Genomic DNA, 12226 nt, shown 5'->3' with positions numbered 1-12226 from the left:
CGAGGACCAGATGCAAGCACAGGTGAAGTCGCAGAACATTGCCGTTTTCGGCGGCGCTCATATCGACAGGCGCGGCCGGATCAGCGGCGCGACGGCACCGGGCGCGAGCAATCTGGGCGCTTGGTTCGAGGAAGCCGGGCGGCGGCTTCAATGCCGCGAGAAATCTCGCGCGCCTCGGCCATCGCGTGACGATGATCAGCCCGCGGGGCGGCGATCCCGCCGGCGACACGGTAGCGGCCGCTGCGGAAGCTGCCGGTGTGATCGACCGCCCCTTCACCTTTCTCGATCGCAAGACGCCGAGCTATACGGCAATCCTCGAAAACGACGGCAACCTCGTCATCGCGCTCGCGGACATGGACCTCTATACTCTGTTTACGCCGCGCCGGCTGCAGCAGCGGGCGACGCGCGAGATCTTGGCTGCGAGCGAACTCGTGCTGATGGACGCCAATCTGCCGCAGGAGACCTTGGCGGCCCTCATCGGCACCGCTGCGAAGTTCTGCCCGCTACGTGCCGGTATCGCCGTTTCGCCTGCAAAGGTGGTCCGCTACCGCGACTGTCTCGACGGGCTCGATTTCCTGTTCATGAACGAGGCGGAAGCGCGCGCGCTTACCGGAACCGAGGCCGCGACCGCCGAGGAATGGCCGTTGCTGCTGCGCTCTGCCGGTCTTTCCGGCGGTGTCGTGACGCGCGGAGGCCGGGCCGCGGTCGCCTTTGATCTTGAGGGTGCCTGCCTCGCTACGCCGCCGGCTCTTTCAGCACTTGCCGACGTCACCGGCGCCGGCGACGCGCTCGCCTCGGGCTTTCTCGCCGCCCGGCTTGCAGGTGCGGACCTTTCCGCCTGCCTTCGCTTCGGCATGGCGGCCGCCGTCATAACGCTGCATTCGCCATTCGCGGCTTCCGACGAGATGTCGCAGGACATGCTGGAGCAGGTTCTGCAGCTTGTGCCGGAAACGGAAATGCTGTCATGAGATTTGGCGGCTGAATCGGGAGCCGCGCGGCACGGAATGCGAGCGGTACTTCCGCATCCTCTGCTCCAGGCACCGGAATCGATCAGGCATCCCCGAGCAATTTTGCCGTCGAGGATGTCATCAATCAAGGAAACGATCATGACCAAACCCTCCTCCCCGTCCCTGCCGATGGAATATTCAGATGAAGTCGCAGCCGCCAAGCAACGAGGTGCGCCGATCGTCGCGCTGGAATCCACGATCATCACGCATGGCATGCCCTATCCCGGCAACCTCGACATGGCCCGCAGCGTCGAGGCGATCATCCGTGAACAGGGTGCCGTGCCCGCAACCATCGCCGTGATCCACGGGGTCCTGCATATCGGTCTGGACGATGCCAAACTGGAGGCTTTGTCGAAAACGCAGGGCGCCATGAAACTGTCGCGCGCCGACCTCGCCTTTGCGATCGCCGAACGCCGCACCGGCGCCACGACCGTTGCCGCAACGATGATCGCCGCCGCCCGCGCCGGCATCCGGGTTTTCGCGACCGGCGGCATCGGCGGCGTTCACCGCGGGGCGGAACAGAGCTTCGACATATCGGCGGATCTCGACGAACTCGCACGTACCGGCGTCATCGTCGTCTGCGCCGGCGCCAAGGCCATTCTGGACATTCCCAAGACGCTCGAAGTGCTCGAATCGCGCGGTGTTCCTGTCGTGACCTATGACAGCGAGAACTTCCCCGCCTTCTGGTCGCGCGAATCCGGCCTCAAGAGCCCGCTGATGCTGAACAGCCCGGCGGCGATCGCCAGTTTCCAGCGGACGCGCGACCTGCTCGGAATCGACGGCGGAATGCTTGTCGCCAATCCGGTGCCGGTAGAAAGCGAAATCCCGCGCGAGGAGATGGAGATCTACATCACCCGCGCGCTGGACAATGCGGCGAGCGAGGGGATTTCCGGCAAGGCGGTCACCCCGTATCTGCTCGACAACCTCTTCCGTTTGACGGACGGGCGCAGCCTCGAAACCAATATCGCGCTGGTCGAGAACAATGCACGCCTTGCCGCCGGGATCGCCGTCGCTCTCGCTGCTAACGATTGACGCAACGGTAAGGCAAATTGGGCCTTTCGGCCCACTTTCCCCCTCATCCGCCTGCCGGCACCTTCTCCCCGCAGGCGGGGCGAAGGGGATCCGCTGCGCCGCCGCTTGTCCCCTTCTCCCCATCGAAAATCTACGGCATGCATATATCTCTTGCGCGCCGGTGCGGCGGATACTGCTCATGAAAGGGATCCCTCGCGAACCCAACCGCCTCAACCCCACTCGGTCGGGATTGCCCCTCAACCGGCTGCCGCCACCTTCTCCCCGCAGGCGGGGAGAAGGGATATGCCGCGCCCGCTCGCTCCCTCGGGCGGGCGGTGAATGCGGGGTTCGGTTGGCGCCGCTTGTCCCTTCTCCCCGCCTGCGGGGAGAAGGTGCCGGCAGGCGGATGAGGGGCATTCGCGCCGCATAGTTCAGAGGAGAAGCCTTGTCAGCTGTCGAGCATCTCGCGCACGGCGACCGCAAGTTGCTTCAGCGAGAAGGGCTTCGGCAGGAAGCCGAACTTCGCGTCGGCCGGCAGATTTCGCGCAAAAGCATCTTCGGCATAGCCGGATACGAAGATGAACTTCAGGTCCGGATACGTCTTGCGCAGCTCGCGCAGCAGCGTCGGCCCGTCCATTTCCGGCATCACGACGTCGGACACGACGATATCCACGGCGCCGTCGAGTTCGTCCATGATCTCCAGCGCTTCGATACCCGATCCCGCTTCGTGAACCGTATAGCCGCGCGTCTCCAGCATGCGCTTGCCGCCGCGCCTCACCGCTTCCTCGTCCTCGACCAGCAGCACGACCGCGGAATCCCCGGTAAGATCGGCAGGCTCGGCCCGAGGCATGGGCACCGCAACCGGTTCGCTCCTCGCCGGCGCCGCGGATTGCGCTGCGGACGCGTCCTCATCCTGCGTTTCGGGAATGTCGACGTGGCGCGGCAGCAGGATGCGGAAGGTCGTCCCGCTACCGATCTCCGACTCGGGATAGATATAGCCGCCGGACTGCTTCACGATCCCGTAAACCATCGACAGTCCGAGCCCGGTGCCCTTGCCGACATCCTTCGTGGTGAAGAAGGGCTCGAAAATCTTGTCCATGATTTCCGGCGGAATGCCGGTACCCTGGTCGGACACCTCGACCATGACGAAGTCTTCCTCGGGCAGTTCGCGACGTCCAAGCGCCGCCACTTCGCTCGCCGGCAGATTGCGTGTCCTAAGCGTGATGATCCCGCCGGCAGGCATGGCGTCGCGGGCATTGACGGCGAGGTTCAGGAGCACCTGTTCGAACTGGCCGAGGTCCGTCTTGACCGGCCAGAGATCGCGGCCGTAGTCCACCTCGACCTTGACGTTGGTGCCGGTCATCCGGTCGACGAGCATCCTGAGATCGCCGATAACGTCGGTGAGATTGAGCACCGTCGGACGCATCGTCTGCTTGCGCGAGAAGGCGAGCAGTTGCCGAACGAGCACGGCTGCCCGGTTGGCGTTACGCTTGATCTCCATCAGATCCGCAAAGGTCGCATCCGCCGGCCGCGCCGACAGCAGGAGATGGTCGGCGGAAAGCAGGATGGCCGTCAGGACATTGTTGAAATCATGGGCGATGCCGCCGGCGAGCGTTCCGACGGCATTCATCTTCTGCGTCTGCGCCATCTGGTTTTCGAGCGCCTTCTGCTCGGTGATCTCCAGGGCGTAGATGATCGCAGCCTCCTCGGGCGCCTGATCGCTCTGGTCGATGACTGCATTGACATAGAAGCGGAAGTGACGCCCCTCATCCTTGGGATGAAGCGCGTCGATCGGTGCGATATCGCTCTGCCGGTCCTTCGCGGCAGCCAGCGACTCCTGCAGACGCCCTCTTTCGGACTGATGCACGACAGCGTCGATCACCGCCCCGCGCTCGACCTCGTCCTGCGAAACGAGCCCGGCGAAGAGCTTCATGAACGGAGCGTTGGTTCTGAGAATGCGGCCGTTTCCATCCACCGAGGCGATTGCCATGGGCGTGTTGTTGAAGAAGCGGGTGAACCGCATCGCGGCATTCGACGCCGACTGATCGCCATCGTCGCCTTCCCGGGACATCACGATCGTCCGGCTTTCGCCTGGCGCACCGTCCCGCGCCGAGGAAACGCGATGAATCAAGCGTACCGGCAGGCTCTGGCCGTTGGCCTTTCTGAGATCGAGGTCCAGGATCTTGGTCTTCTTGAGACCGGGCTCCGCCTGTACCGATTGTACGAGCGCCAGCCCCTCGCCCGCGACCAGATCGGCAATGCTGACGGAGCCGGGCTGGAACTTGGTCAGGTCGATTCCGAGCCAGTCGGCGAGCGTCGCGTTGATATAGAAGATCTCGCCCTTTCGCCCGGCGGAGAAGAAGCCCGCGGGTGCGTGGTCGAGATAGTCGATCGCGTTCTGCAGCTCCTTGAAGAAGCGCTCCTGCTCGTCGCGCTCGGCGGTAATATCCGCGATCTGCCACAGGTAGAGCGGATTGCTGCCCGCATCCTCGAGCGGCAATACCCGCGCCTTCAGCCGATACCAATGGGCGCCGGAGCCAGCCACCTTGCCGTTTGCCAGAGGTTTCAGCAGCCGGAACTCCTCGTGACCCTGCTTGCCCTCATGCAGACCGTTGGTCAGGCGATAGATCGCTTCTGTCGCCTCGCGGTTGCGCGACAGGATCGTTTCGAGCGACTGAATGCCTGCCGCGCTCTTGGTGCCGGTCAGGGCACCATAGGCGGCGTTGGCATAGATGATGCGCCCCTTGCGGTCGGTCACGATCGTCCCGTCTTCATGCGCGTCGAGGAAGGCGCGCGCCAGTTCGTCCGGCCGCGATTGCGGCATCACCTCGATAAAGCCGATGACGGAAGAAACGAGGAAGAATATGCCGACCATGGCCAGCACGCCGAGAATGCCGAGCACGATCTCGTTTTCGAGCTGGTCCTTGAAGACGACGAAAGCGGCGGCCGACGCGGTGAGGACGATCGCAAGCAGGATGATCCTGAGGATGGTTCCCGGACGAACGCCCCGGTCAACGACCGGCATCTGGTAGTCACCTGCCTGCCGCAATTTCGTCATCGGGTCCTCACCTGCTGCCGGGTCGCATCGAACGCGATCCCGAGCGCTTGCAGTGCCGTACATCCCCGTGGATGCACAAGGGCCGCTGCAATACTTTGAATTGCCGCATGATTTATCCCCAATCCGTTTCCGGTTTGAGGAACCATGCGGTGGCCGGGTCCGAAGGCATCGTCGCTAAATCGATGGCCGCCCTCCGCGCTTTCGCGCATCGACCTGGAATCATCTTTAACAATCAGAGATAACAGCAAAAAGCGTCTCTGCGGAAGCGCTGCGGTCAATTCACAGGGAATGTCGGGCCGAAGCTTGTCCAAGCCCGAAAAAAGCCGTCAAATGTTGCCATGCGAGCGGCAGTAAGGAGTTCAGCCTATGATGGAAACAATCCTCGGGGACAACGCCAGCCGGTTCATGATCGCCGCCGGAGCGGTTGCGATCGGTCTCTTGTGCCTCGTGGCCGTGCTTCGGCTCATGCGCAACAAGCCCTCCTCTCCCTTCGTCCGCGGCGGCAAGAACAGGCAGCCGCGGCTTGCGGTGCTCGATGCCGCCGCAGTCGACACGCGTCGGCGCCTGGTGCTCGTCCGCCGCGACGACGTCGAACACCTGATCATGATCGGCGGCCCGACGGACATCGTGATCGAAAGCCGCATCGCCCCCGAGGGAGAAAGCCCGGTTCCGGCCACGCTTCAGGCGGAGCCGGAAGAAAAGACGACCCGCGCCCCGATTGCGGAAGTCCGGCCCCGGCCGGTTCCTTCCCCTGTCCCGCCCGAGCCCCCTCTCCCGACGGAAGCTGCGGCCGAACCCGTGCGGCAACCGGCGCGCCCGAGTGAGCCGCCGCGGGTCGCCGCGCGCCCGGAGCCTCCAGTGCGCGTGGTCCCGGATCAGCAGCAGGCCCCCGCACTCGGCTCGTCGCAGCCGCAGCAGGTCTCCAGGCCTTTACCTGCGCCTCACATTCCGCCGGTGTCCGCCATCGAGCCGTCGCATACCGATTTCGGCGCGGTGCGTGACCGCCCGCTTCCGGTGGAGCCCGCGGCTCGCGACGAGCGCCCCGTCCCGCTTACGGCGATCGAACCGGTAAAGGGCATGCCGGGCCAATCTCTCCCGCCTCGGCCCGCCGCGCCGGAAGCAGCCGCAGAATTCGAGCGCATGCTCGATGCGGAAATCAGCGGCGATCTCCAGCGCTTCACACCTTCGGGGCCGCCGCGTCCGGAGATCAGGCCCGCCGGTCGCCAGGAACCGGTACTCGGATCGCCCTCGCAGGACACCCGCAAGGAGCCGACGATCGAAGAGGAGATGGAAAGGATGCTCGCCGATATCTCCGTGAGCCGCAAATTGTAATTCGTACATCCCGGAACAACGCATCGATGCACAAATGAAAACGGCGCGGTCGAACCGCGCCGTTTTCGATAGTCCCAACGATGTCCCCGGACTTATTCGTCCCGGTAGACCTTCTCGCGACGCTCGTGACGTTCCTGCGCCTCGATCGAGAGAGTTGCGATCGGTCGGGCGTCCAGGCGCTTCAGTCCGATCGGCTCCCCGGTTTCCTCGCAGTATCCGTAGGTGCCTTCATCGAGCCGCTGCAACGCGGCATCGATCTTGGCAATCAACTTCCGCTGACGGTCCCGAGCACGCAACTCGATCGCCCGGTCCGTTTCGGATGAGGCGCGGTCCGCAAGATCAGGATGATTGGCGCTCTCCTCCGCCAGGTGATCCAGTGTCTCGCGGGCTTCGCGAAGGATGTCGTTTCTCCAGGCATTCAGCTTCGCACGAAAGTATGCCCGGTGGTTCGCATTCATAAAATCCTCGTCCTCCGACAGGACATAGGTACTAAGATCGATCTTCTCACTCAACGCGATTCTCCTGAAGAACATCTCATTGCGGCGGTGTATAGACCTATGGAAGCTCTGATTCAAGCCTTGTAATCAGTGCTTAACTGCATTTTAACACTGCCCGCATCGCAGGCTAACCGGCTAATATTTCATCACAATTACACGCAAAGTCTTTAACGCCGAAACACCGCTCACCGCCCACGGCGCCAGCCGTTTGACGTTCCATGGGCGAGCACGGCGGCGTTTCGGATTGCGACATTTGGTGCGCGACGGGCGTCGGTTCAATGGGCCCGCCGGATCAAAAAACCGCGAAGCGCGGCTTGATCTTTACGCCGACCGGCGGGACAACGGAGCATCCGCAAGGCGTTTCGAGCCGTCGGCAACGACGGACGCCTCCATCCTGGGGATTTCCAACACCGGGTGAATACATGCAAGACAGCGTCGTCCCGGCCTTCCAGCTTCTGCTTCTTCGCCATGCCCGATCGGGCTGGGCTCTGCCCGGCCAGAGCGACTTCGATCGCGCACTCGACGATATCGGCTTTGCGGAGGCGGAACTGACGGCACAATCCGCAGCCGACCATCGCATCAGGCCGGACCTGATCCTTTGCTCGACAGCCGTCCGCTGCCGGCAGACGGCCGAACCGCTATACCGCGCATTTGGCGAAGATATCGACATTCGTTACCTCGACACACTCTATACTGGACCCACAACCGTCTATGCCGACCTTGTCGAGGCACATGCGAGCCGACCCTCGCTGATGATCATCGGGCACAATCCGATGATGGAGGAGCTCTTTCGACGAATTCTGGGTGAAGAACGGGCAGCTGCGGCACTCGCTGACGGATATCCGCCGGCCGGAATGGCGGTGATCGATTTTGCGGCGCGGCCGAAAGCCGGAACAGCATGGACCGCGACACTTTCGAAGTTCCTCGTTCCCGCCCCTGAAGAAGCCGAGAAAGGATGAGGCCTTGCCAGCCGCTTCCGCCTGCGGAAACGGCGAATTCGCTTCGCGTTGTTGCGCTGACGGAAACATTTCCTATATCGCTCCAGACGCTACGCGGATGCCCGCGCCCCGGTTGGGATATCGGCAAATCAACCGTACCGCTCATCATTCCCGAAGGGACGAAAGAATTTGGCGCCCATTCTCACCAGCTTCAAAGACGACGCGCTGATCGCCCTGGACAATCTCGCCGACCGCGCAGCGGGTCTCGTCACCCCGTCCGTCAGGCTCGGCGTCACTGGCCTTTCGCGGGCCGGCAAAACCGTATTCATCTCGTCGCTCGTCCACAACCTGCTGAACGGAGGGCGGCTGCCGGTTTTCGAACCGGTCCGCTCGGGCCGTGTGTCCAAGATCCGGCTCGAACCGCAGCCCGACGACGCGGTGCCGCGCTTTCAATATGAGGATCACATTGCGGCGTTGGTTCGGGATCGGTCCTGGCCGGATTCGACCAGGGCCATATCGCAGCTGCGGATCACGCTCGATTACGAAAGCGCCAGCGGCTGGAGCCGCCTGCTCTCTCCCGGGCGGCTGTCGATCGACATCGTCGATTACCCCGGCGAATGGCTGCTCGATCTGCCGCTGCTCAGCCAGGACTTCCGGCAGTTCAGCGACGCAACGGTTCAACGCGCGCGCACCGGCATGCGCGCCGAACTGTCGAGCGAATGGTTGGGACTTGCCGCCGCGCTCGGAGCTTCGACGCCGGCCGACGAAGGCAGCGCCCGCAGGCTTGCCGAGAGTTTCACCGCCTATCTCAAGGCCTGCAAGGAGGACGACCGGTCCCTCTCGACCCTGCCGCCTGGCCGGTTCCTCATGCCGGGCGATCTCGAAGGGTCGCCGGCGTTGACCTTCTCGCCGCTCCCCGACCTGCCGGCGGGCCGCGCCCCAAAAGGTTCGCTCTGGGCGATGATGGAGCGACGCTACGAAGCCTACAAGACGCATGTCGTAAAACCGTTCTTCCGCGAACATTTCGCCCGCCTCGACCGCCAGATCGTGCTTGTCGACGCGCTCCAGGCGGTCAACCGCGGCACGGAGGCGCTGAAGGATCTGGAACAGGCTCTGGCAGACGTGCTTGCCTGCTTCCGGCCCGGCGTCAATTCCTGGCTGACCTCGTTCGTTACGCGCAAGATCGACCGCGTACTGATCGCCGCCACCAAGGCCGATCACCTGCACCACGAAAGTCACGACCGGCTCGAGCGCATCACGGCTCGCCTCGTCGGCCGGGCGACCGAGCGAATAGGAATGAGCGGCGCGGGCCTTGAGGTCATGGCGCTCGCATCTGTCAGAGCAACGCGCGAGGCAACCGTGGACCACGATGGCCATCGTTTGCCCGTGATCGTCGGAACGCCGATCGCCGGTGAGAAGATCAATGGCGAGATATTCGACGGCGAAAAGAAAACAGCGATATTTCCAGGAGACTTACCGGAAGATCCTGAACTTCTTTTTGAAGCCGTCGACCGCGTCTCCGCATCCGCCCTATCCGCCTCCGCCCCAGAGCAAGCGATGCCGGAACTGAATTTCGTCCGCTTCCGACCGCCGCACCTCGAAGAGACGCGCGGCGGATTGAAACTCTCCGTGCCGCATATCCGGCTCGACAGGGCCATGCAGTTCCTGCTCGGAGATCGCCTGGCATGAGTGATGATTTCAACGACCGTCGACGCAGGCCGGCCGCCTTTTCCGTGGAAGCCGAGGAGGCCATCGAACGCGAGATGGAACAGACGCCGCGGCGCGCACCGGGGAGTTTTAGCGAAAAGGTCGTCATGACGCCCGATGCCGAGGACCCGTTCATCGGCACCACCGCGGCTGTCGAATCGCTCAACCTGCCGGAAGCAATGCCGCGTCGGCGCCGGCTCTCCTTCGGCAAGATCGCCGCGGGGGCGTTCGGCATCCTCATTTCCCTTGCGGTCGGGCTTTGGATCGACCGGCTCGTGCGCGATCTCTTTTCGCGCGCCGACTGGCTTGGCTATGGAGCTGTCGCAGTCGTGGCGATCGGCGTCATCGCTTTCCTGATCGTGGTCGCGCGCGAAGTCTTCGGCATGATGCAGCTGACCGCCGTCCAGACGCTGAAGGCCGATCTCGCCGCGGCCGCCGCATCCGGAAAGACGCAAGCCGCGCGCGCTGCGACCGCCAGGCTCGTTCACCTGCTCGCCGGCAATCCCCGGACGGCCAAGGGCCGTGCCCGTTTGGCGGAGACCGAGGGCGACATCATCGATGCACCCCATCTCATCGAACTGACGGAACGTGAATTGCTGGCGCCTCTCGACCGCGAGGCGCGGCGGATCATTCTTGGCGCCGCGAAGCGGGTGTCGATCGTGACTGCCGTCAGTCCCCGCGCTCTCGTGGACCTCGGCTACGTGATCTACGAATCCGCGCGGATGATCCGTGCCATGGCCGAACTCTATGGCGGCCGCCCGGGCACGCTCGGCCTGCTGCGCCTGATGCGCGATGTCATCGCACATCTCGCCGTCACGGGCTCGATCGCCGTCGGCGACAGCCTGATCCAGCAGATCCTCGGCCACGGCCTGGCATCCAAGCTGTCCGCGCGCCTCGGCGAGGGCGTGATCAACGGGCTGATGACGGCGCGCATCGGGATCGCGGCGATGGATCTCTGCAGGCCGATGCCGTTTCGCGCGCTGAAGCGCCCCAGCATCGGCGACTTTCTGGGCGACCTGGCGCCGGGCACCGCACGGTCCGAGGGCTCAGCCGGCTGATCGTCGATCACATCGCCGGCGCCCTGCTCTCTTCGCAAGATAAGGCGGCATGGAAGCCGGAATGAAACCATCCGTTAACCATTTTCACGGCAATGTAGGCGTCAGTTTCCAGCTTGATCCATCAAGGACTGCTCATGCTCTCGCGCCCTTCTCCGATTGTTCGCGGCGTTGCCGTTATCGCGCTTGTCGCCGCCGCGGGCCTTGCGACACCCGCGTTCTCCGGCGCCCGCGACAAGGCGTTCTTCGACAGGATTGCCGGGCAATGGAAAGGCCCGGGCGAAATCGTTGCCGGCAAGTACAAGGGCACGAAGTTTACCTGCGATCTCACCGGTGAAGCGGCCCCCGGCAATGAAGCCGGCCTGAAACTGGACGGTTTCTGCCGCGTCGGGGTGTTCAAGCAGCCGATGTCGGCGACGATCGTCCGGAAGGGCAACAGCTACACTGGAAAGTTCCTGGACGGAGCCGAGGGCAAGGGTCTCGATGTCGTGTCCGGCAGCGTTGCCAAGGACAAGGTGGTCGTCGGGATCAACCGCAAAAAGCTCAATGGTGCGATGATCGCGCGCCTGCAGGGCGAAGAAACCATGAACATCACGATCTCGGTGAAGGTCGAGGACACCATGGTCCCGGTCATCGGCGTGAGCCTCAACCGGCAGATGGACGATATCGCCGTCGGTTCGATCGAGTAACCACCCTTCCCGACAGATACGCGATCACGGCCTCTCTGCCTATTCCTCCGCGCGCCACCATTCGACGCTTTCGTCGGCCACTTCGATGCCCGTCACATCCGCCCGGCCCAGCCATTCAATGACTGTCCGTCCTTCGACGGCAAGGTCTGCCGCAAAGTCGGCGAGCGGCTTCAGCACGAAGCCCCGTTCGGTCATGCGCGGATGAGGCAGCGTGAGCGTCGCGCTCGCCCTGTTGAGGTCACCGAAGGTCAGGAGATCGATGTCGATGGTTCGGGGACCCCAGCGCTCCATTCTCACGCGCTTCATGGCCCGTTCGATATCGAGACAGGCCGCAAGCAATGCCTCCGGATCCAGCGTCGTCTCGACTTCCGCACAGGCGTTGAAGAACCAATCCTGATCCGTCTTGCCCCATGGCGGGGTGCGGTAGAGCCGCGACACCGCGACGACCCGGCAATCGGACCGCGCGTCGAGCGCCCGCAGGGCTTCTGCCATCGACCGGCGCGGATCGCCGAGATTGCCGCCGAGACCGAGTATCGCGTGCCGCCAGCTCCTATTCGGCGACATGCTCGACCGTGACTTCCACGTAGTCCAGGATGCCCGGAACCGGCGCGTTCGGCTTGCGGATGGAGACTTTCGCTTTGCGAATCTGGCGAAAACGGGCGCAAAGCGTCTTGGCGACCTCAAGCGCCAGCGCTTCGATCAGGTAACGCCGGCGTCCAGTGACGATCCTCTCGATCTCGGCGAAGGCGATGCCGTAATGCACGGTGTCGTCGATGCAGTCCTCGGCAAGCGCCGTCCCCTGATCGACCACGAGTTCCGCATCGACGAAGAAACGCTGCCCGAGGAACTCCTCTTCGTCGAGCACGCCATGGCGGGCAAAGAACGCGCAGTTCTTCAGTGTGATCGTGTAGGTCGCAGTCATGGCTTCATGT

At 63.6% G+C, this 12226-nt stretch carries 10 protein-coding genes and 1 pseudogene; 7 read left to right on the top strand and 4 right to left on the bottom strand.

All coding sequences use genetic code 11. From position 1 onward, the window contains the following. The first annotated feature begins 10 nt into the window (after positions 1–10). Positions 11–968, top strand: a pseudogene (locus tag JOH52_RS15410) (carbohydrate kinase family protein). 138 nt (positions 969–1106) lie between these two features. Continuing rightward, positions 1107–2039, top strand: coding sequence for a pseudouridine-5'-phosphate glycosidase (locus JOH52_RS15405; RefSeq protein WP_014529465.1), 933 nt, complete (start codon positions 1107–1109; stop codon positions 2037–2039). 427 nt (positions 2040–2466) lie between these two features. On the opposite strand, the gene cckA is transcribed toward JOH52_RS15405, so the two are convergent. After that, positions 2467–5076 carry a cell cycle histidine kinase CckA gene (gene cckA, locus JOH52_RS15400; protein ID WP_010969481.1) on the bottom strand — a complete coding sequence of 870 codons (2610 nt, stop codon included), beginning with the start codon at positions 5074–5076 and terminating at the stop codon, positions 2467–2469. Positions 5077–5442: 366 nt separating this feature from the next. Here cckA and JOH52_RS15395 point away from each other — a divergent pair, with 366 nt between their 5' ends. Beyond that, positions 5443–6408, top strand: a complete 966-nt coding sequence (locus tag JOH52_RS15395; RefSeq protein WP_013844500.1) for a flagellar biosynthetic protein FliO — start codon at positions 5443–5445, stop codon at positions 6406–6408. Positions 6409–6500: 92 nt separating this feature from the next. Here the strand turns inward: JOH52_RS15395 and dksA are convergent, their stop codons facing one another. Continuing rightward, positions 6501–6920, bottom strand: a complete 420-nt coding sequence (gene dksA / locus JOH52_RS15390) for an RNA polymerase-binding protein DksA (protein ID WP_003532995.1) — start codon at positions 6918–6920, stop codon at positions 6501–6503. A 407-nt stretch (positions 6921–7327) separates the two neighbouring features. On the opposite strand from dksA, the gene JOH52_RS15385 reads away from it, so the two are divergent. From JOH52_RS15385 to JOH52_RS15370, 4 genes are all read left to right on the top strand, one after another. Next, entirely contained in the window at positions 7328–7864 is a 537-nt protein-coding gene (locus tag JOH52_RS15385) for a SixA phosphatase family protein (protein ID WP_010969484.1), read from the top strand. Positions 7865–8032: 168 nt separating this feature from the next. Further along, entirely contained in the window at positions 8033–9532 is a 1500-nt protein-coding gene (locus JOH52_RS15380) for a YcjX family GTP-binding protein (RefSeq protein WP_003532993.1), read from the top strand. After that, positions 9529–10608: a YcjF family protein gene (locus JOH52_RS15375; protein ID WP_010969485.1), complete on the top strand. Its 1080-nt coding sequence runs from the start codon at positions 9529–9531 to the stop codon at positions 10606–10608. Before JOH52_RS15380 ends, JOH52_RS15375 begins: the two co-directional genes overlap by 4 nt. 134 nt (positions 10609–10742) lie before the next feature. Then, positions 10743–11294: a hypothetical protein gene (locus JOH52_RS15370; RefSeq protein WP_003532990.1), complete on the top strand. Its 552-nt coding sequence runs from the start codon at positions 10743–10745 to the stop codon at positions 11292–11294. A gap of 39 nt (positions 11295–11333) precedes the next feature. Here JOH52_RS15370 and folK read toward each other — a convergent pair whose 3' ends face one another. After that, complete coding sequence (gene folK / locus JOH52_RS15365; protein ID WP_010969486.1) at positions 11334–11858, bottom strand: 2-amino-4-hydroxy-6-hydroxymethyldihydropteridine diphosphokinase; 525 nt, start codon at positions 11856–11858, stop codon at positions 11334–11336. Next, the gene (gene folB / locus JOH52_RS15360; protein ID WP_003532985.1) at positions 11845–12216 is read right to left on the bottom strand and encodes a dihydroneopterin aldolase; all 372 of its coding nucleotides are present in this window, start codon (positions 12214–12216) and stop codon (positions 11845–11847) included. The genes folK and folB overlap by 14 nt, the downstream gene beginning before the upstream one ends. Positions 12217–12226: the final 10 nt, after the last annotated feature.

It is taken from the genome of Sinorhizobium meliloti (assembly GCF_017876815.1).
In the GTDB taxonomy this organism is placed as follows: Bacteria; Pseudomonadota; Alphaproteobacteria; order Rhizobiales; family Rhizobiaceae; genus Sinorhizobium; species Sinorhizobium meliloti.
This window is presented reverse-complemented; position numbering and strand designations above follow the sequence as displayed.